The following is a 19,466-nucleotide window of genomic DNA, read 5'->3' on the forward strand; positions in this document are numbered from 1 at the left end:
GAGAACCATTGTGGATAGAGGATGCATCTGGAACAAGACGAGCCCACGACGATTTTCCTCCTGCCAACCAAAAAGGAAAACCGTCATGCGCAGGCTCGTCGCATTAACGTTGATTGTTCTGGCCGGCTTCGGCACCGCCCCCGGCTTTTGCCAGTCTTTTGGGGACATGGACTCCAGCGGTCGTTTCGGGGGTATGCCGCCTGGGACCGATCGCTACCGTCAGGACTACGACCAAGGGGGCATCTCGATCCCGCTCGACCCCGTCGAAACCGGAAGCGTTACAGCGATCCACCGCACCGAGCGCTCATGCCCGCGACCTGACACGCGTGAGTGGCGCGCACAAATGCGCAATGGCACCTTGAGAGCGGAGTGCCGTTAAGCGAGCAGGGGGTTACCTGCGGTCGGACGCGAAGGTCCTTGATTTCAGGACGGAGCCGCAGCTATCTGCGCGCGCCTGACGGAACTCCGACCTTGCGAGGCGCCGTCGCTGACGGTCGAAAATCGGAATCTCATAATCTCCCCGTCGGTCCCTTTAGCTCTTCGACACGCCAGTTTCAGGCGCTTTCGTCGAAGCATATCTCCGTTACGCAATCGCGGAACAATCAAGAGCCTGCGCCATTACGCCGCCAGTGCACAATGGAGCTTGCAATGACTGAAACGACGACAACGGAGCGCAAGCGCACAATGCGGGGCCGTCCCTATTCCCTGGAAGAGTTCGAACGAAAATATAAGCTTGATCGTGAAAGCGCCAAGAACATCTACGAGCGCTTCGGACCGTCCTCGGTCGAACTCGACCTGTTGATGGCGGCCAAGAAGCGAACGCCTTCCATTCACGCGATCACGGAAGATCTAGGTTTCTGAAGAGGCGCCTGCGATTTAGATCTAGCGCGCGAGGAGGAGCGGAAGTGCTTGTTGGAAACGCCTGACCGGTTGCCACATCGTCGTGAGTGCCGACTGCGGCGCAAGGCAAACCGACATCTTTTGGACACGAACGAGAGGGTTCGGTTCAATATCCACTCGCCGGGCGGCGACTGTTGCGCCACTCTTCCGTCGAGCTGGATTCGGTGAACCTTTGACATTGCCAGCAACGACCCTTCGCGCTGAAAGACGCTCATGTTGCCGCCGCCGAACGCCGCTTGAGAAGCGCGGCCCGTATCAGTTCATTCTTGGTCGGTTCGCGCGCGCCTTCCGGCCGTTCAGGCACTGTGGCTGGCGGCGCGTCCGCGGTGAGCGACTGCTTCATCTCCAGAAAACGTCGTTGCGCTTCCAGCCGGTCCTTATCGGAAACCGGCTCAACCGGCGCGCCGGCCAAATCGTGGCGCATGGCGCCTGGCTGGGCGCTCGCAAAGTAATACCGTTTCAGCCTCACATAAACTGCGGTCGCGCGCCTCAACTTTGTCAGCCCGACTTCGGGCTTGAGAAGCGGGCGCATCTCATTGAAGATTCCCAGCGCGAAAGGACGGATTGGGTCGCCTGGCTGGCGCGGCAAGACGTCGATCGGATGCACGAGCAGCGCGTTGATCGCGCCGGCCTTTTGAACATCGCGTTGCGTCGCCCTGACCGGTCCCCGGCTTTCTGTCCAAAGATCCATCATTTTCCCCTCCGAAGATTGCATGAACCGTCCGACTGTCACATGATCATGACGATCGAGTGAATGACCTTGGCTATCTGCTACGAAGATCGACCGTCATGGCTGAAGCCACGAGCCGACCCTGGAAATGGAACAATATTCCGGCGGCGGACGGCCGATCAAGCTGCGGGGCGAGATTGCTACTCGCATAGCCATGATGGCGGCTGCATCGGTTTTGGCGAGGCCGCTCACACAGGCATATACTCGAACTGCGGCCGCCGGTTCAATGCGGAACGACAAAGAACACCCACCAGGCGATTCGGCATCCGGCCAGCATTTTGCGGTTAGGGGTGTCAGCGACGGCAATCGCTCTCAGAAGTTCATCTGAGGAGCGTAAAAGAAGCGCACCACGTCTTCGTTGGGAAAGAGGCATAGGTGATAGAAGCCGTCCATCGACATCATCGCTTTCGATTGAGGAACGGAGAACAGATGCCCGTGCGTTGCCAGCCGATGATCTCCTGGCTTGAGCGCAATTTCATAGTTGGCACCGTCGATCTTGACATCCTGCGACGGGATTGGCTGGCAATCGCCAGATTCGCCGTCGCCGTTGCAACAGAAAGCAGAATACTGGAAACCGGACGGCGCTTGGTGTGCGTAGGCAACGCCGGCGAGGCCCGCCAGGATGACCGCATAGACTATTCGCTCCATCATTGCCTCCAGTAAGATCGCCTACGCAACCATGCCGCGATGGCCGCCCTTCCAACCGTCACTGACCGGCAAGGTTCCCCTCGCGAATCGATTTTCCGGCGACGGGCGTCACGCGCAGACTCTGTGCTTCCGCCTTGCCGGCCGAAGCGCCCAAAGGCAATTGCGAACCCATGGGGACGTCAAGCACCCGCAATGAGGAGCGCCACCTGCTCCCGTGACAGTCGATCACGAGAGCGTGCTTTTGCTGCATCCGAGACGACGCCTAGCCGGCAGCGTCTCTGTTCTTCAGGGCATCAATTTCTTTATCGATGCGCTCCTTGGCGGCATCGTGCACGTCGGCTGTCACCGATACGGCCTTGTCCAGCATGTCGGAGGCAACATCCATGCTCTGATTCACGACGTCGCCAGCCCTTGAGGCAGCGTTCGCCTTGACAGCGTCCGAGGCTTCGCCGAGCAGCTCGTCTTCGTGCTGTGAATGCGGCAGTGCGGCTCCGATCGCCGCACCAACCGCAAAAGCAAGAGCACCGCCGACAAGCGGCTGATCACGGAAATGAGACAGGATTGCGTTGTTCAGCCGGCTTGACTGTTCTTTCAGAACCGTTCCCGTTGACGATGCGGTGTTGGATACAGAGCCTGCAACTTGACCGACCGTCTCCGCTGCGCCGCCGACCGTTCCTTTGACGCTGCTCCAGGTATCGGAAGCCCAGCCCAACGACGCATCCAGAACGGAGCCCGCCTCATCGCGAATGGCAGAAATTCGCTCGCCGGCAGCATCCGAAAAGCCGCGATAGGCTTTGCCGCTTGCGTCGAGGAAATCGCCGGCTCGCCGACCCGTCTCGTCGGTAAGGGCCTTGAACCGTTCGCCGGACTCATCGGTGAAATGGCTGTAGCGAACACCGCCGATCTCCTCGGGCGGTCCGATGCGCTTGATCGTCCCGCGGGCAGGATAAAGCGGCCTGACCTCGCTGTCGTCGGCGCCTGGCGTCCGCGTCGATGTGCCCTGCTTGGCAACGAGCCATGCCAAGCTGACGCCCATCAGTGCGACAGGCAATGGATTGGCTTTGACCGCCTTTCCAAGATTGGTGAGATAATCCGCACCGCCGCTGCCTTTGGCGTATGCAATGACCTCATCCACAAGCTGTCCGGGCGACATGCGCTCCTGGATCGCATCGATGCGTGCTCCGATCCTTTCGCGATCCCTGTCGATTTCGCGCTGCAGCTCGGCTGAGGATTTTTCGGAAGAATGCGCCATTACACTTTCTCCTTCACGATATCAGTATCGCGCCGAAGCGACGCTGCTGTGCGATCAAGCGTCAGCTGCGTGTCTCGCACCGCGGAAATGCCTCTCGAGACGAGAAGCCAGGCAATCACACCAATAACGAGCCCGACGATCACGGCCGCGAGCGCGCTCGCAGTGGGCTCACTCATACCGTTTCGAGCAAGGACAGCTGAAAGCCCGCTGACCAGAGCGCTGAGAAGCACGCCCACAGCGCCGATAGCGAGCACGATCCCGATCACCAGGGTCTCGATCCCACCCAAGGCCCTATTGAGTTTTTCTGAGGCCTCGGTCTTTGCAAGGTCGATTTCCTTCCGCAGCAATCCCGTTACGTCGGAAAGAAGCCCTCCGATCAATTCTGATAAAGGTGTATTTTCGTTGGGTTTAGCCATTGTTGCTTCTCCCGGGTTGTCCGGACGCCGTGGGCGTCTTCGAACGTTTGGCCGATGCGGTCAAAAATCGACTTGCCACAAGACCCGCCAAAGCTGCGGCCCCCAGGAAGGCCACAGGTTCCCTTCGGCCGAAATCTTCGGCCATGCCGGCAATCTCGCCGAGATCGCGCCCTTGCATATTGCTTGCGATCGCTTGGACGTCGCGACCGATCCGCTTGGCTAGACGCCCGACATCGCGTTGATCACCGCTTTCCAGCTCATTGCCGACTTTTTCAAGCGCAGCGGCGACGCCCTCGATCTGGCGTGCAGCGAAGTTTTTCTGTTCGACGGCGGTCTCCTGGACCTTGTCGATAACCGTCGCAGTGGTTTCTCCAACGGCATCGCTGGCCTGCGTCAAATCTTCGGAAACCTTCGCTTTGAGATCGCTGAACTTTGGCGCCGACTGGTCTGAACCTGGTCCGTCATTCCCTCGCGAGGTCCTGGCTTGCACGTTCAATGGATCCTGTGCGGATTTGGAGATGTCTTCCGGCATGGTCTTCCTCGCATTTTCTGGCTGTTCGGATGCCTACCAACCTCGATCGGATCGGATTGTTCCGGCAGGTTAACGCTTCTTGGCAAACCAGCTCTCGAAGCGTACCGCCTGTTGGCTCAAATGGGCGTCGAAGGCTCATCGCCGATGATAGCTGCCGCAACCGCTATCATGGCGCGCCGGCACCATCTGTGATGATGGGCGAACTCAAACCCTTCCTGCCAACTGGCGCCGGCTTCAAGCCTGGCGCGGGGGGGCGCGAACAGGGCTTGCACGCATGGAAGGTGGACCTATCGCGCGACGGCCGCCGTCAGTGTTGCTCGGACAACAATCTCCGCGTGGCCCACCCAGCAGCTTGGTCGTTGGTTCGCCCGGCCCGCCTGCAAGATAGCTACCACGGACCAAAGTCCTATTCCCGGAACCGACTGCGCGATCGCTCGTTCTTGGCCTGCGGTCCCATGGCCGCATCAGTCAAAGGAGGATATGATGTTTCACAAGATCATGATCGGCGCGGCTGTCTCCGCGACACTTATGTCGGGCGCGGCTTTTGCTCAGTCGTCGACGGTCAACGGAGCTGCAGGCGGCGCCATTACCGGCGCGATCGTCGGCGGTCCGGTCGGTGCAGCTGTCGGCGGCGTAACCGGCGCGATCGTCGGCACGGCAATCGATCCGCCGCCGCAGAAGGTCGTTACCTATGTCCAGCAGGCCCCGGCGCCCGCGACCCCCGTCGTCGTCAGGGAGAAGGTCGTGGTTGGCCAGCCGCTTCCCGAAACGGTGGTCGTGACGCCGGTTCCGGAGAACCCGAAATATTCCTATGCGATCGTGAACGACGAGCGCGTCATCGTCGAGCCGTCGTCCCGCAAGGTTATTCAGGTCATCAACTGACCTTGCCCCTGGGACGCGGCACGCTGCCGCGTCCGTCTCTTTCCAAATAAGCAGGATTTTGATCATGAAGGCCATCGCTTCACTGGCGTTTGGTATCGCGAGTTCCATTGGCCTGTGCGTTGCCGCCGGCTCGGTCGCCTCAGTCGTGCTGGCCGATCCCGGGCCTCACACGTTCGAAAGCCTCTCGCGACCGGATATCTGGACGACGAAACCGGTGCGGGTAGACGTCGCCAGCCAACATTACGAACGCATTCCAGCTGTCTATTCCAGCTATGTCACCGACGCGCCGAAACTGGCGGTTGCCTCGCGGGCCGAGGCGCCTGCCCCGCACGAACTGGAGGCAACACCGATAGCGACGATGTCGCCAGAGCACGTGGACTGGTGCTCCAACCATTATCGGTCTTTCGATCCCGCTACCAACAGCTATCGAGCTTACAGCGGGCAGACAAAAACATGCACCTCGCCGTATTCGGCTCCTCTGAGGACGGCCGGAGCGAGTCCGCAACAGCACGAATCCGGACCCGCCGACAGCGCCGCCAAAGCGTGGTGCGCGGCCCGCTACCAGTCCTATCGGGCAGAGGATAACAGTTACCAGCCCTTCGATGGCCCGCGCAGAGCCTGTGTTGCGCCAACGCGCCAGGTTGTTGCCTCGGCCACCGGTTCAGGCCCGCGAGCCGAGAACACGTTCGTGTCGAACTGAGCGTCATGACGGAGGTTTCCGACCCACCAAAGCTGCCGCCGGACACAATCGGTATAAATGCCATCAATGAAAGGCCTTTGACAGCGGATGGATATAGAGCGGCTGTGACCGACATCGGGATCGCCGGGGGACAGGCTGATTTTTCCGTCGGTAACGCGGATCTCCGCCTACGTTCTACTTTTGACGTGGCTGGGTAAGGGTTGAGCGGGCGGTGAGCTGTTGTCCGTGTTTTGCGGCGAACATTGCCTCGAGAAGGGTTCTTGCGGCGTTGCGGACCTCCTCTTTCATTCCTTCGTCTTTGTCGAAGGATTCATGGCTCGTCGCATAGGGCTCCCAGTAGCCGATATAGCGGTCGATCTCTGCGAGAGGCCCGGCCGAAACGAGCCCCATCGATTGCAACCAATCGGAAATGCCCCGTCGTACGCTCTCGGCACCTTCGGTATCGCCGTGCACGATCACAGAAAACAAGCGCCCCTTCAAATGACGAGGGTAATCCCACCCGCGCATCTCGATCTCCTTTGCTTCCTTCGCATGCTTGCCGTGGGTGCTGGTTGGATCGGGGTTGCCGCCGTCCGCGCAGACGAGCCGGTCGATCATCAGCTTTAATGGTGATGAGGTCTGGTACCAGTTTACGGGCGTCACGATCATGACGCCATGGGCTGCCACCCACATTGGATAGATCTCGTTCATCCAGTCGTGAATCTGCCCGAGGGAGTAGTTCGGATAACAGGGAGCAAGGCCAGTGACAGAGGGCTGCAGACGTCGAAAAACAGGACTTGCACGGGTGGATCTGCCGCCCGTATTCGGAGGCTACTCTGCTTAAGTCCAGCGATTCCGTTTCCACATGAGCTTCCATGAAGATCTGTTGCGCCATCTCCACCATCCGGAAACTTTTCGAAACCTCGCCAGGACAGGTATGTTCGCTGCGCGACGACCCATTGATCAATAGAACGCGCCTTGGCGCCCCAGCATCATCGTGACGAGCCTGCGCTCGTCCGATAGCCCTCCACGTCCGGATCCAGTCGACTGAAAGATCGTAGTGGGGATCGGCAAATCCCGCTCCGGCTTTTTGTGTCTTTGGGCTTTTTCGCGAGTTCGCATAGGCATCCCACGCAGCATCTGCAATCTTTCGCAATTCCTCGGAAAGCGGCGTGAAGGAAGGATCGCGAAATTGATTGAGGAAGCGATGCTTGAATTCCTCCTCGTCTATCCGTGGGCTCGGGCTGCCTTTTCGGGGCTCAAGATCGTGTGTGGTGGCTGGCATGGAGGCTCCGTCGAGATCGTTTTCACTCAACGTTTCGAATGCGCCCCGTGTTCCTAAACCCATCGGCAGAGGGGAAGTGGCGTGAGCGAGGAAAAGCGATAGACAAGGAGCCTTGCGTTATCTCCTGCGATGTCCATGCCAGCCGATCTCTATGTCGAAAAAGGGGATCAGGGCCTGAATTTCGATTCACCAAGAAGCGCCCCGCTGACGTCGTGTCACCGCGTCGAGGCTCTCGGCTTTCGAGGAAGGCCCTGTCGGCGTTGCCGATGCTCCTGGGCGCGCGGCCGACCTGCGGCCCTGCGCTGTGGCTGCCGGCAGAACACGGCTTTTTGAGCAGGACCATCGACTTGTAGACGGTGATCCTTTGATTAGCACCTGCTCTGGCTTGGCAGCTTTCTGACACAGCGTTCTCGGCGAGCTCGCTAGTTGAGAGAGCGACGGATCACGCCAAGATAGGCCTCGGCGAGCTGGACGCGCTCCCAAGCAACACTGTTCAAGGTGCGTTCCAGACGGAGAGCGGCCTCCTTCGCCATGGACGGCTCTGGGCGCCACCGGGGCGAACCCGGCCTTATTCGGATGCGAGGGCCAAGGCCTGGCCGGTATTGGGCAAGCGAGATCCCAGCTTTGATCAGCAGGTTTCTGACATCGGGCCGCCGTTCTGCGGCGATGACGATGGAGAACGCACCGATCAGAAACGCCTTGGAAACCGGTAGTTCGAGCTCGTCGATAATGTCACTGCCGATATCGTTCGCCTTGACGAAGAGGAGGAATTCATCGACGCACTGCTGAGCTCTGTCCAGGCTCGCCGAATCAGGATACTCTCCCGGCATATACCCTAAACGGCTCTCGATGATCACGCGCATGGACAACTCCTTTGCGCGATTAACGCAATTGGCGTTCTTTTGTTCGAAAGCGCCACGTGCCTGCGGCGTTTTCAACACCAGCCGCATCCCACTCCTTTTGATGGTCGGCTGAGACGGAACATTGGTTTGACTAGCGAGTTCTAGGTCGATGGAACAGGATAACCTCAAGAGAACGATCCCGCACTTTTCACGTCATCCCGAGGCTGTTCATTGGCTGACGACATGATGTCGGCCAACCCGGGTTGCGCATGAAGCGACACACGCTCAGATTCGGAAGCTCCTGAGACTTCGGCCAGTTTCGTCGGCGCCCCTTAAAAGTCGGGGCAGGATCCTGCAGGCTTGTATGCACACGACCAGCGCTCGCACTTTCGTGCCGCCGATCGGTTTACTGCTCACTCTCCTGACGAAGCGCCACTGTGATAAAGAAGGCGCGCAGCGCAAAATTGTTCAGATTGGGTCTACCACTTTCGGGATTGCCTCCCAAATTGTGACGGTCAAGCGAGATGGCGCGTCGATCGACAGCGTTATCTCATGTCCCGATTTATCCCGCCGTCAATGCCCACGAGAACAGTCACGATGCAATCCCAACCGTCCGGTATTTCCACACGAATGCTGGGACTTGATCCGCCTATCGCCCTTGGACTTGTCGGCGCATTCCTTTTTTTCCTGGTCAGCGGGTTCATGGCCTATTTCAATCTCCAGGCCCTGGAAGAGGGCAACGCGAGAATAGTCCAGACCCACGTCGCGATCGTCGCGCTCGATGAACTGCTCTCGCAACTTCAGGACGCCGAGACAGGGCAGCGCGGTTTCCTGCTAACGAACGACGAAAGCTATCTCGCTCCTTACAATACGGCGCTTCGTGCGATCAGGCCGCAGTTGGACAAAATCAGGGGCCTCACCAGCGGTAATCCCGGCCAGAGCGAAAGGTTGACGACGCTTCAGCAACATGTCGAAGCCAAGCTGGGAGAGCTCGCCAGATCGATCGATCTACGCCGCAACGCCGGCCTCGAAGCGGCACTCGCCATCGTCAACTCCGATAGCGGCAAGATCGAGATGGATGCAATCCGTGCGCAAGTCGCCGCTATGACGGCAAGCGAGGGAGAAACCAGAATCCAGCGGCTTAGCGAAATGAATAGCGCCCAACGCACGGCGCTCGTCAGCACGCTACTCTCCGGGGCTCTCGGGCTCCTGCTCACGATGACGATCGGCTATCTGGTGCGCAGGGCCACGCTTGCCCGACGCCGGGACGAGTGGCTCCAGTCGGGCCAGGTCGGACTGGCGAGCGCCATGATGGGGGATCAAACTCTGGAGCAGCTCGGCAACAGCATCCTGGACTTTCTGGCCGCTTACGCTGGCGCTGTCGCAGGCGCCATTTTTACCAGTGATGGCTATAATTACCGACGGGCCGCCGTTTACGGAGTTCGCGACAATGGGAGCATCCCGATCGAGTTTAGGCCAAGAGAAGGCCTGCTCGGGCAGGCAGCTGCGCAAGACAGGTCGATAGTGATCGATGAGGTGCCGGACGGCTATCTCGCCTTCGGTTCGGCGTTCGGTGCGGACAAGCCGAGACATCTGGTCATTCTACCCGGTAGCGTCGACGGCGCCGTCAACTCGGTGATCGAACTCGGTTTCCTGCGCCCCGTCGACGAGAGGGTGATCGTTCTTCTGGAGCGGGCATCGGAAGCCGTTGCCGTCGCCGTTCGATCGGCGACCTATCGCAGCGAACTCCAGAACCTGCTGGAAGAGACCCAGCGACAGTCCGAGGAATTGCAGACCCAGAGCGAGGAACTCAGGGTCTCGAATGAAGAATTGGAGGAACAGAGCCGGGCTTTGAAGGAGTCCCAGGCACGCCTCGAGCAGCAGCAGGTCGAGCTCGAACAGACCAATACACAGCTCGAAGAACAAGCCCAGCAACTGGAAAAGCAGCGTGACGATCTCGAGCAGGCCAATGCCGCCGTCAGCCTCAAGGCGCGGGAACTGGAGCAGGCAAGCCAGTACAAGTCGGATTTCCTCGCCAACATGTCGCACGAGCTGCGTACCCCGCTCAATTCGTCGCTCATCCTTGCCAAGCTTCTCGCAGACAATCCGGAAGACAACCTCACCGAAGAGCAGGTCAAATATGCAAAGACCATCCAGTCCTCCGGCAATGACCTGTTGAATCTCATCAACGACATTCTCGATCTTTCGAAGATCGAAGCCGGTCACGTGGAGATTCGGCCCGAAATGATGACGGTCGAGCGCCTGGCGAGCAATCTTCGCCAGGTTTTCCATCCGCTGACGGCCCATAAGAAACTGGACTTTGCCATCGAGATCGCGCCGGATTGCCCTACGGTCATCGAAACTGATCCGCAGCGACTTGAACAGGTGCTGAAGAACCTCCTGTCGAACGCCGTCAAGTTCACCGATGCAGGCTTGGTCACGCTGTCGATCCGCAGCGCCGATGCCGGACAGGTCGCCTTCTCCGTGAGCGATACCGGCATTGGCATAGCGAGCGAACAGCAGCGCCACGTCTTCGATGCCTTCCATCAGGCCGATAGCACCATCAGCCGCAAGTATGGTGGCACTGGCCTCGGTCTCTCGATCTGCCGGCAGCTTGTGCGCCTGCTGGGCGGCACGATCGGTCTTGCGAGCCAGCCGGGGCAGGGCAGTACCTTTACCGTCACCATCCCCCAAGCCTACGACCCGGCAAAGATCGTGCCGGAGGACCTGAAGCCTGGCGCACTCGTGGTGCCCCCGGTTGCAATGCCGGAGCAAATCCGTGTTTCGGCGCCGGGCCCCGTGCACAAGATCGCGGACGATCGTGCTGCACTGACCGACGCAAAGCGCGTCCTGCTGATCATCGAAGATGACGAGATGTTCGCCTCGATCGTGCGCGATCTGTCACGTGAGATGGGCTTTCATGCGCTGATCGCGGGAACGGCTGATGAGGCGCTGCGATTGGCCAAGGAGTTCATGCCGAATGCGATCATCCTCGATGTCGGCCTGCCTGACCAGTCAGGGCTTTCGGTCCTCGATCGCCTCAAGCACGACGTCAAGACCCGCCACATTCCTATTCATATCGTATCGGCAGGCGATCATGCGGAAACTGCCTATTCGCTTGGCGCCGTCGGGTATGCCGTCAAACCGGTCAATCGCGACGAACTCGTTGATGTCCTCCAAAAGCTGGACGCAAGGCTTTCTCAGCGCGTCAATCGGGTTCTGATCGTAGAGGACGATTCGGTACAGCGCGACGCGGTCGCTAAACTGCTCGGGACGCAGGACGTCGAGACGGTCACCGCGAGCACGGCGGCAGAGTGCCTTGAACGTCTGCGACAAGAGACCTTTGACTGCATGGTCCTCGATCTCTCCCTGCCGGATGCATCCGGCTACTCGCTTCTCGAGACATTGAGCCAGGAGAGCGCCTACGCCTTTCCCCCCGTGATCGTCTATACCGGCAGGGAATTGTCGGCGGACGACGAGCAAAAGCTGCGCCGTTACTCCAAATCGATCATTATCAAGGGGGCAAAGTCTCCCGAGCGCCTTCTCGACGAGGTGAGCCTCTTCCTGCATCAGGTGATTTCGGAGCTCCCAGCCGAGCAGCAGAAGATGATCCGCAGGGCGCAACATCGCGACGCGCTTCTCGAAGGGCGCCGTATTCTCGTCGTCGAGGATGACGTGCGCAATGTCTACGCGCTTACCAATATCCTTGAGCCGCGGGGCGCAATCATCGAGATTGCCCGCAATGGCCGGGAGGCGCTGGATGCCCTGGAGAAAGCGATGATCGACCCGCGGTTCGCGATCGACCTGGTGTTGATGGATGTGATGATGCCCGTCATGGACGGCCTGACGGCCACGCGTCAAATTCGCAAGAACCCCGAATGGAGGAAGCTACCGATCATCACACTGACCGCCAAGGCCATGCCGGATGACCAGCAGCGCTGCATCGAGGCTGGTGCCAACGACTACATGGCAAAGCCCCTCGACGTCGAGAAGCTTCTGTCGCTCGTTCGGGTCTGGATTCCGAAATGACGGACGGGCCTTCGGAAAAAAGCGAGGACATCGAGATCCGGCTCCTTCTGGAAGCTTTGTTCCTCAAATACCACTACGACTTTCGCAATTATGCGATGGCATCGATCAAGCGTCGCCTCAAGCAGGCGCGCCTGCAAATGGGCTTTGCAACCTTCTCGGCGCTGCAGGAGGGTCTTTTGCACGACCCCTCGCTGCTGCCACGACTGTTGAGCTTCCTGACCGTCCAGGTCAGTGAAATGTTCCGCGACCCGAGCTACTTCAAAGCTATCCGCGAGACGGTCGTGCCGCACCTGCGGACCTATCCGTCGCTGAAGATCTGGGTCGCCGGCTGCAGCAGCGGCGAAGAACTCTATTCCCTGGTCATCCTTTTTCGGGAGGAGGGGCTCGAAGCGCGCACCCTCTTTTATGCAACAGACATCAACCAGGAAGCCCTGGGTGCTGCGGAGGCCGGCGTATACGCGTTGGACCGGGTGCCGCTGTTTACCGAAAACCATCGTAAATCCGGCGGCAAGTCTTCGCTCTCCGACTATTATCAGGCGGCTTATGGCAGGGTGCTATTCGACAAGACGCTGCGGCGAAACGTTGTCTTTTCGGATCACAGCCTCGTCACGGATGCCGTCTTTGCGGAAATGCATTTGATTTCCTGCCGGAACGTGCTGATCTATTTTGACCGAGCGCTGCAGGATCGCGCGCTGGGCCTATTCAAGGATTCGCTCGCCCGAAAAGGATTTCTCGGACTGGGTGCCAAGGAGAGCCTGCGGTTCTCGCGCCATGCCGGAGCCTTCAGCGACTTCGTGCGCGAGGAGAGGATCTATCAGAGGCGGGTCGGATGACGGCGATCGAACCCGAAGCCGTCGTGATCGGTGCATCGGCGGGCGCGCTTGAGGCCCTGTCGGTCATTCTTCCCGCCCTGCCCAGGAACTTCCGGCTGCCGATCCTCGTGGTGGTCCATGTGCCGCCGGACAAACGCAGCGTCTTGGCTGAGGTGTTCCGGGCCAAGTGCCAGCTTCACGTGGAAGAGGCTGAAGACAAGGCGCCGCTTGCTGCTGGGACGATCTATTTCGCGCCGCCGGACTATCATCTGCTCGTCGAGCTCGATAAAAGCGTTTCACTCTCCAGCGATGAGCCCGTCCTTTTTTCCCGCCCGTCGATCGACGTGCTGTTTGAAAGTGCCGCCGACGCGTATGGGCCAGCCTTGATCGCGATCGTACTCACCGGTGCCAATCATGATGGTGCCAAAGGTTTGCAGGCCGTCGCTGAGGCCAATGGGATAACGCTTGTCCAAGACCCGGGCTCGGCCTTCGCACCCACGATGCCCGAAGCAGCCATTCAAATGTGTCCGAGCGCTCGTATCATGTCACTCGAGGCGCTTGCAAAATATCTAAACGAGGTTTGAGGCAAATCATGGGGCCTGTTCCCTTTCTTCTGGTCGACGATCTGGAAGAAAATCTTCTCTCCCTGGAGGCACTGCTGCGGCGGGATGACCTCCTTCTTTTGAAAGCCCGCTCCGGTGACGAAGCACTCGAGCTTCTGCTGCAGAACGATGTCGCCTTGGCGCTTGTGGACGTGCAGATGCCGGGTCTTGATGGCTTCGAGCTGGCCGAACTCATGCGCGGCAATGAGCGCACGCGGCGCATCCCGATCATCTTCGTCACAGCCGGAACGTCTGACGGCCAACGGCGCTTCCGTGGCTACGAAGCTGGCGCCGTTGATTTCATCCAGAAGCCGATCGAGCCGGATATCCTGCGCAGCAAGGTCGAGGTATTCTTCGAACTTTACCGCCAAAGGCAACAGCTCGAGGCGCAGAGGGATGAACTCACGGCGCAGGCCGCAGCGCTCAAGCAGGCGGCCGAACACAAGGACGTCCTGCTTCGAGAGATCAATCACCGCATCAAGAACCTGTTCAGCATGACCGCGGGGCTGATCTCATTGAGCGCGCGGCCAGCCCGCACTGTTGCCGAGCTGGAAACCGACCTCAGAGCGCGCATGCACGCACTGGCGCGCGCCCATGAACTGATACTGCCCAATCTGGCAAGCGGCATTGACGCAACCGGCGCGGCAACGACAGTACAGGCCCTCATCCGCGCGATCGTTGCGCCTCACGAACATGAGCAAGGCCCCGAAATCGCTGTCACCGGCTCCGATGCGCCGATCATGGGCAATGCACTCACCTCGCTTGCGCTTCTTCTTCATGAACTCACCACGAACGCAGCCAAATACGGCGCTCTGTCCGCGCCCGATGGCAGTCTGGCGATCGCCACGTCAACGGTTGGCGACACGTTCCGCATAACGTGGGACGAGCGGGGCTCTCCGCCATTGGACGCCTCCAACCGTGAAGGATTCGGAACCACGCTCGAAAAGGCGGCCTTGCGCGGCCTTAACGGCTTGATCGAAAAGAACTGGACGAGTGAAGGGCTCTCTCTGTCGCTGGAAATGCCTGCGGCCAATCTTGCGACCTAGCCTGTTTGTGAGGGAAGGACCGAGAGTAGGGGCATCGCAATCGCCGCGGCCGCTTCAGTGATCGAGAACATCGCGCACACGTGCGGCGAGCTCTTCAAAAGAGAATGGCTTTGTGAGCAAATTCACGCCCTTATCGAGACGGCCGTGATGAACGATGGCATTGCGGGAATATCCCGTCGTAAATAGCGCTTTGATCGTCGGGATCATTTCACGCGCCTTGACGACGACTTCCGCGCCACTCATGCCGCCGGGCAATACGACATCCGAGAAGATCAAATCGACCTTGCCGTGGCTCAACAGCGTCTGCAGCGCCGCCGGACCATCCTTGGCCTCGAGAACATGATAGCCAAGTTCTCGCAATGACTCGACCGAATAGGAGCGAACATCCGGATCGTCCTCGAGGACGAGGACAACCTCGCCTGCCGCCGCCTCCGGCAACGCTTGGGCTTCCGTGCCCTCCTCGTCAGCCCTCTCCACTGACAATCGCGGCAAATACATTTTGACCGTGGTGCCTTCGCCCACCTCGGAATAGATCTTCACATGCCCACTCGATTGCTTCACGAATCCGTAGACCTGGCTGAGACCCAACCCCGTGCCCTTGCCCTGGTCCTTGGTCGTGAAAAATGGCTCGAAGACATGGGACAGCGTTTCGGAATCCATCCCCGTCCCGGTGTCGGAAACGCTGATGGCGATATACTGGCCCGGTAGCACTTCGGCATGCATCGAAGCGTAGGCTTCATCGAGATGCGCGTTGAAGGTTTCGATCGTGAGCTTGCCGCCATCCTGCATCGCATCGCGGGCGTTAATGGCAAGGTTGAGCAGCGCGCTTTCCAGTTCGTTCGGATCCGCCTCCGTTTTCCAGAGCCCCGCCGCAAGCACGACCTCGATCTGGAAAATCTCTCCGAGGGTGCGATGCAGTATTTCGGACATGCCGCGAATGAGGCTGTTTGCATCGATAGGCTTTGGATCGAGCGGTTGCCGGCGAGCGAAAGCCAGTAGCCTTTGGGTCAGAGCGGCGGCTCGTCTTGCCCCGGTCATTGCCTGGGAGGCGGCGCGCCTGAACCGGCCCGACTCCTCCGGGAGGTTTCGTAACAGAGTGTCGAGATTGCCGACGATGATCTGGAGGAGATTGTTGAAATCGTGCGCGACCCCACCCGTCAATTGACCGATTGCTTCCATCTTCTGCGCCTGCCGCAAAGCCTCTGCGTTGCGCGTAAGCTCGTCCGTCTTCTGCTTCACCATATTTTCGAGGTTGGTGTTGAGGTCCTTAAGCGCTGCTTCCGCGCGCCGTCGCTCCTGCAGCTCGCGCTGAGCGGCTTCGAAAAGACGTGCGTTATCCATCGCAACGGCAGCTTCGCCCGCAAGACCGGCAAGCCCGCTTTCCGAGGATTCATCGAACACGCCAACATCCGAATGCCCGAAGAAGAGGCCACCAATCACTTCACCCGTTCGCGAAATTACAGGGACCGCGAGATAGCTTCGAACAGGAAGATGTCCCTCCGGCATGCCGTGGTGCGGCGCGTTTTTGCCGTAGCGAGCGTCCTTTGTGATGTCATCGGATCGAACGACTCCCTGCCCCAGGAACCTCGGGGCGAAAACCTCGGTGTTGCGGGGCATCGGAAATTTGGAAAATGCCTCGCGGGCAACGCCTGAGAGTGTGTACAGCAAATAACTCTCGCCCGCCGAATTGACGAGGTTGTAAAAGAAGGCGCCAAACTGAGCACCGGTGAGCTCGACGCCGGCGTCCGTTACCAACTGGACGACTTTCTCAAGATCATTTTCGCGGGCAAGAGCGGCGCCGGCGCGATTTAGAATTTCGAGCGCACGGGTGCGCTCCCGCAACGCAATTTCCGTTTCCCGCTGCTCGGTGCGGTCACGGAGGATCTTAACGAAACCGATGATGTGCCCGTCGTCATTCAGGATCGGCGTTGTCTCACCGACGGCCCATATCCGCCCGCCGTCCTTCTGCAACCTCCATCCTTCGCCGCTGCCCTTTCCCTTCGACCTGGCATCGGCAAGCTCGGTCGCAAGAAGCGCCGCTGCGCCGTCCTCGGGCGGGAATATCGCGACAAGGGTCTGCCCAAGCATTTCCGTCTGCGACCATCCGAGAAGTCTTTCGGCTCCCTTACTCCAGCCGGTAATAATTCCCTCCAGGTCGAGCATGATGATGCCGGTGTCGACCGCGCTATCGAGGATTTGCTGGAGACGTTTGGCTGGAAAATCGCTGGCGGACTGCATGAATTGCCTGCTCATTGGGATACCGGCCGACGTTAGCATAATCGCGGGGAAGAAAAAGATGGCCGCGCCCGCGATATTCCGACCGATTGTCGGAGGCTCGATCTCTCGTGCTGACCAGCCCTGGGATTAAAAAGACGTCGGCCCAAACGTTCACATGGCTCTCGCCAATTAGGGGCTGGCGGACGATCGACGAGGCGGCTTCAACTGCTGCGGATTACAAAGCAACCTTGGTGAAGCTGCGTTCGAAAGATCGAGCTGATCCCAGGGAACAGCCAGTCCTTCACCTGAGCGAAGCCCGGCAGCTCCGAGGACTGCGCGGGCGAACGAAGAGGACGCCAGGCTTTCAAGAAGTGCAAAGGTTCCGACGTGGTATTCGACGACGAAGAGTTCGCCGCCATGCGCTTCTGCGACAACTTCCTCGATGCGTCCCACCACCTCGTTGCCCGGTCCTAGCACCCGTGCGCCCAGCAGATCCTGGAGAAATAGCTCACTCATGACAGCCCTCCTGGAATCCACCTTAAACCATTCGACGAAACCACGACGCTGGTGACAACCCCGAGCGAAACCTCCAGCAATTTCTTCATCGTATCTTCCTCAGCCGATCAAGGTCGTCCCGTGTGCGCCTGAGGGCTGAGACGACGCGCTCGGTTTGCGGGCGATCCCTCCTTGAGGCGGCATCCGTTGCTTGGCCGAGTAGGGAAGGGAGGTCGGCAAGAGCAGTCTGGGACGGAGAAAACCCGCTGTTCTTCAGTTCATCTACCAGCGCGGAAACTTCTCGGCTGCACCGCTCCAGAGCAGGCCCGCTGAACGTCGCGGGAACGCGACCGTCCAATCGGGCCTCGGCGATCATTTCGGCGCTCGCGACCCATGACCCCATTTGCTGAAGAATGCGTCTTTGCTGATCGGCCTCGCTGGAGCAAGACGCCAATAGGGCAACCGTCGCAAGCAGGCAGGTTCTATACGCCGGCCACTTCAGGAAACCTTCTCCATATTTGTCGTCTTTGCTCTCGATCATGGAACGCCTGTGCACGGTCGCGCGCTTGGCTAGGAAAACGCAAAGCGATGCGGTGAGTTCCGGCTGCAGCCATCGGTGCATCTTCACGTCGCCAGCGACGATCAGGACGAGAAGCCTGGCGGTCCGACGGGAGCAGGCGCAGCCGCGCAGCAAGCTGTGCGGCGCAGGTTCAGGGACAGGGCCTCATGATAATTTGTTGCCCCAAAGGGTCTGCTTGCGACCGTTATACAAGATTGGAGCGACGTCGAACGGAACTTCGGTTTGCTGCTGAGGTTAAAGAGTGAGTGTCGAAGGAAAGTAACAGCGATGAACAGCTCTGAGACAAGTACGGATCATAAGACCATCCAGAAGCGCGATGATTACCCATAGCAAAGACCGGGTGGCGTCCTTCTGATTGACTTCGGAAAAGCAGAGGACGCGTTATTCGTGATTTTGATCAGAATAAAGTGGCTTTCCTCTATGAAGTAGGATGGCGAAACCAGACGTTTCAACAAATCGCCAAGCGAGAATGAAGCGTCGAAACGTATCGCCGGCCTTCGCGACATGACAGAGTGCGACCGGAAATCACCATGAAAAACATTGCAAAAGTCAGTCCCACAACACCAGCTGCCGACAGCCTGCATCCGGCGCTTAACCGCAATATTGACGCTATTTTGCAGCGCCGCCGCAAGGCAGCGGACACGGCGGGCGTACAAGAGCGAGCCGCCGCCGCGATTAGTCGGTTCGCCGGATCCATGGCCTTCGTTTACATCCATATCGTCGTGTACGGTTTATGGATTATCGCCAATACGGGCCTGATCCCGGGGATCCCTGTCTGGGATCCCTCCCTCGTTATACTGGCGATGGCAGCATCGGTAGAGGCGATCTTCCTTTCGACATTCGTGCTCATCAACCAGAACAGGATGGCTGCCGAGGATGACCTGCGGGCTGATCTCGACCTGCAGGTCAGCTTGCTGAACGAGCACGAGACGACACGCCTTATCGCGATGGTGGAAGCAATCGCCAAAAAGCTGGAAGTCCCAACCGAAGCGGATGACGAGGTAGAGGAACTCAAGAGGGATGTCGCACCTGAGGCGGTGCTCGATCGCCTTGAGGCCAAGGAATGCGATTGAGTTGCAACGCTAACGCCGGGCTGATCCTCGAAAGGCGATACGGCACTCAGATGCTGCGGCCTCACCACAGGTCGGGCGTCGGCTGAAGCCGATCACCCCCGCCAGAATGCGTCCGTTATTTGGTCGAGAGGCAGGCCAACGGTCACCGCTCCAATTCGGCTCCTGCGCCACGGCTTCGAGTGCCATCTTCGATGCGATCACTCAGCGCCCTCACTGGTTGCTGGCGCGTTTGGCGGGGCGACCTTTCCAGGCGTAAAAAACGTGAGATACGCGACGGCAACGATGATCCCGATGACGAAAAGGGTCAGTACCAACTTGATCGTGCCTTTGCTGGCTTTTTCCTCTCTACCGTTCATGGCGATCGAACCAAGCAGGAAATGGAAGGTTCCGCGTACAAGAATCGAGCACGCCAGACATGCGTGACTTGACAGGGTGCGGTTTGCCGA

At 59.2% G+C, this 19,466-nt stretch carries 17 protein-coding genes and 1 pseudogene; 9 read left to right on the plus strand and 9 right to left on the minus strand.

Annotated features, from left to right (window positions below):
- The first annotated feature begins 85 nt into the window (after positions 1–85).
- Positions 86–379 carry a hypothetical protein gene (locus EV281_RS28965; protein ID WP_132658145.1) on the plus strand — a complete coding sequence of 98 codons (294 nt, stop codon included), beginning with the start codon at positions 86–88 and terminating at the stop codon, positions 377–379.
- Between the two features lie 269 nt (positions 380–648).
- Positions 649–861, plus strand: coding sequence for a hypothetical protein (locus EV281_RS28970; protein WP_132658147.1), 213 nt, complete (start codon positions 649–651; stop codon positions 859–861).
- Positions 862–1,111: 250 nt separating this feature from the next.
- On the opposite strand, the gene EV281_RS28975 is transcribed toward EV281_RS28970, so the two are convergent.
- The 5 genes from EV281_RS28975 to EV281_RS28995 all read right to left on the minus strand — a co-directional run bounded on the left by EV281_RS28975 (position 1,112) and on the right by EV281_RS28995 (position 4,478).
- The gene (locus tag EV281_RS28975; RefSeq protein WP_132658300.1) at positions 1,112–1,591 is read right to left on the minus strand and encodes a ProQ/FINO family protein; all 480 of its coding nucleotides are present in this window, start codon (positions 1,589–1,591) and stop codon (positions 1,112–1,114) included.
- A gap of 351 nt (positions 1,592–1,942) precedes the next feature.
- Positions 1,943–2,278: a hypothetical protein gene (locus tag EV281_RS28980; RefSeq protein WP_132658302.1), complete on the minus strand. Its 336-nt coding sequence runs from the start codon at positions 2,276–2,278 to the stop codon at positions 1,943–1,945.
- A gap of 262 nt (positions 2,279–2,540) precedes the next feature.
- Complete coding sequence (locus EV281_RS28985; RefSeq protein ID WP_132658148.1) at positions 2,541–3,530, minus strand: DUF3618 domain-containing protein; 990 nt, start codon at positions 3,528–3,530, stop codon at positions 2,541–2,543.
- Positions 3,530–3,946 (minus strand): phage holin family protein, encoded by a 417-nt coding sequence (locus tag EV281_RS28990; protein WP_132658150.1) that lies wholly within the window; start codon positions 3,944–3,946, stop codon positions 3,530–3,532. The genes EV281_RS28985 and EV281_RS28990 overlap by 1 nt, the downstream gene beginning before the upstream one ends.
- Positions 3,939–4,478, minus strand: coding sequence for a nutrient deprivation-induced protein (locus tag EV281_RS28995; RefSeq protein ID WP_132658152.1), 540 nt, complete (start codon positions 4,476–4,478; stop codon positions 3,939–3,941). The genes EV281_RS28990 and EV281_RS28995 overlap by 8 nt, the downstream gene beginning before the upstream one ends.
- Before the next feature lie 483 nt (positions 4,479–4,961).
- Here EV281_RS28995 and EV281_RS29000 point away from each other — a divergent pair, with 483 nt between their 5' ends.
- Positions 4,962–5,360: a DUF1236 domain-containing protein gene (locus EV281_RS29000; protein ID WP_132658304.1), complete on the plus strand. Its 399-nt coding sequence runs from the start codon at positions 4,962–4,964 to the stop codon at positions 5,358–5,360.
- A 64-nt stretch (positions 5,361–5,424) separates the two neighbouring features.
- Complete coding sequence (locus tag EV281_RS29005) at positions 5,425–6,060, plus strand: BA14K family protein (RefSeq protein ID WP_132658154.1); 636 nt, start codon at positions 5,425–5,427, stop codon at positions 6,058–6,060.
- Positions 6,061–6,234: 174 nt separating this feature from the next.
- Here EV281_RS29005 and EV281_RS29010 read toward each other — a convergent pair.
- Both EV281_RS29010 and EV281_RS29015 read right to left on the minus strand, forming a co-directional pair.
- Positions 6,235–7,324: pseudogene (locus EV281_RS29010) on the minus strand (flavodoxin family protein).
- A 422-nt stretch (positions 7,325–7,746) separates the two neighbouring features.
- A complete protein-coding gene (locus EV281_RS29015; protein WP_132658156.1) occupies positions 7,747–8,274 on the minus strand; it encodes a hypothetical protein in 528 nt (175 codons plus the stop codon).
- A 489-nt stretch (positions 8,275–8,763) separates the two neighbouring features.
- Between EV281_RS29015 and EV281_RS29020 the strand changes: the two genes are divergently transcribed.
- Genes EV281_RS29020 through EV281_RS29035 form a run of 4 tightly spaced genes read left to right on the plus strand, consistent with a single transcriptional unit; the run spans position 8,764 to position 14,655 of the window.
- Positions 8,764–12,195, plus strand: coding sequence for a response regulator (locus EV281_RS29020; protein WP_132658158.1), 3,432 nt, complete (start codon positions 8,764–8,766; stop codon positions 12,193–12,195).
- On the plus strand, positions 12,192–13,028 hold the full coding sequence (locus EV281_RS29025; RefSeq protein WP_132658160.1) for a CheR family methyltransferase: 837 nt from the start codon (positions 12,192–12,194) through the stop codon (positions 13,026–13,028). The genes EV281_RS29020 and EV281_RS29025 overlap by 4 nt, the downstream gene beginning before the upstream one ends.
- On the plus strand, positions 13,025–13,591 hold the full coding sequence (locus tag EV281_RS29030; RefSeq protein WP_132658162.1) for a chemotaxis protein CheB: 567 nt from the start codon (positions 13,025–13,027) through the stop codon (positions 13,589–13,591). The genes EV281_RS29025 and EV281_RS29030 overlap by 4 nt, the downstream gene beginning before the upstream one ends.
- Before the next feature lie 8 nt (positions 13,592–13,599).
- A complete protein-coding gene (locus tag EV281_RS29035; RefSeq protein WP_132658164.1) occupies positions 13,600–14,655 on the plus strand; it encodes a response regulator in 1,056 nt (351 codons plus the stop codon).
- 54 nt (positions 14,656–14,709) lie between these two features.
- Here the strand turns inward: EV281_RS29035 and EV281_RS29040 are convergent, their stop codons facing one another.
- Together EV281_RS29040 and EV281_RS29045 are read right to left on the minus strand one after the other, a co-directional pair.
- Positions 14,710–16,893: an ATP-binding protein gene (locus EV281_RS29040; protein ID WP_132658166.1), complete on the minus strand. Its 2,184-nt coding sequence runs from the start codon at positions 16,891–16,893 to the stop codon at positions 14,710–14,712.
- A gap of 168 nt (positions 16,894–17,061) precedes the next feature.
- On the minus strand, positions 17,062–17,388 hold the full coding sequence (locus tag EV281_RS29045) for a PRC-barrel domain-containing protein (RefSeq protein WP_132658168.1): 327 nt from the start codon (positions 17,386–17,388) through the stop codon (positions 17,062–17,064).
- 1,089 nt (positions 17,389–18,477) lie between these two features.
- Here EV281_RS29045 and EV281_RS29050 point away from each other — a divergent pair.
- Positions 18,478–19,020 (plus strand): DUF1003 domain-containing protein, encoded by a 543-nt coding sequence (locus EV281_RS29050; protein ID WP_132658170.1) that lies wholly within the window; start codon positions 18,478–18,480, stop codon positions 19,018–19,020.
- The last annotated feature ends 446 nt before the right edge of the window (positions 19,021–19,466 follow it).

The organism is Rhizobium sp. BK418, assembly GCF_004341105.1.
Taxonomy (GTDB): Bacteria; Pseudomonadota; Alphaproteobacteria; order Rhizobiales; family Rhizobiaceae; genus Rhizobium.

Bases quoted from the DNA above. Each gene is read 5' to 3' on its own strand.
- EV281_RS28965 (WP_132658145.1), top strand. From the start codon at position 86: ATGCGCAGGCTCGTCGCATTAACGTTGATTGTTCTGGCCGGCTTCGGC.
- EV281_RS28970 (WP_132658147.1), top strand. From the start codon at position 649: ATGACTGAAACGACGACAACGGAGCGCAAGCGCACAATGCGGGGCCGT.
- EV281_RS28975 (WP_132658300.1), bottom strand. From the start codon at position 1,591: ATGGATCTTTGGACAGAAAGCCGGGGACCGGTCAGGGCGACGCAACGC.
- EV281_RS28980 (WP_132658302.1), bottom strand. From the start codon at position 2,278: ATGGAGCGAATAGTCTATGCGGTCATCCTGGCGGGCCTCGCCGGCGTT.
- EV281_RS28985 (WP_132658148.1), bottom strand. From the start codon at position 3,530: ATGGCGCATTCTTCCGAAAAATCCTCAGCCGAGCTGCAGCGCGAAATC.
- EV281_RS28990 (WP_132658150.1), bottom strand. From the start codon at position 3,946: ATGGCTAAACCCAACGAAAATACACCTTTATCAGAATTGATCGGAGGG.
- EV281_RS28995 (WP_132658152.1), bottom strand. From the start codon at position 4,478: ATGCCGGAAGACATCTCCAAATCCGCACAGGATCCATTGAACGTGCAA.
- EV281_RS29000 (WP_132658304.1), top strand. From the start codon at position 4,962: ATGTTTCACAAGATCATGATCGGCGCGGCTGTCTCCGCGACACTTATG.
- EV281_RS29005 (WP_132658154.1), top strand. From the start codon at position 5,425: ATGAAGGCCATCGCTTCACTGGCGTTTGGTATCGCGAGTTCCATTGGC.
- EV281_RS29015 (WP_132658156.1), bottom strand. From the start codon at position 8,274: ATGCGGCTGGTGTTGAAAACGCCGCAGGCACGTGGCGCTTTCGAACAA.
- EV281_RS29020 (WP_132658158.1), top strand. From the start codon at position 8,764: ATGCAATCCCAACCGTCCGGTATTTCCACACGAATGCTGGGACTTGAT.
- EV281_RS29025 (WP_132658160.1), top strand. From the start codon at position 12,192: ATGACGGACGGGCCTTCGGAAAAAAGCGAGGACATCGAGATCCGGCTC.
- EV281_RS29030 (WP_132658162.1), top strand. From the start codon at position 13,025: ATGACGGCGATCGAACCCGAAGCCGTCGTGATCGGTGCATCGGCGGGC.
- EV281_RS29035 (WP_132658164.1), top strand. From the start codon at position 13,600: ATGGGGCCTGTTCCCTTTCTTCTGGTCGACGATCTGGAAGAAAATCTT.
- EV281_RS29040 (WP_132658166.1), bottom strand. From the start codon at position 16,893: ATGCAGTCCGCCAGCGATTTTCCAGCCAAACGTCTCCAGCAAATCCTC.
- EV281_RS29045 (WP_132658168.1), bottom strand. From the start codon at position 17,388: ATGAGTGAGCTATTTCTCCAGGATCTGCTGGGCGCACGGGTGCTAGGA.
- EV281_RS29050 (WP_132658170.1), top strand. From the start codon at position 18,478: ATGAAAAACATTGCAAAAGTCAGTCCCACAACACCAGCTGCCGACAGC.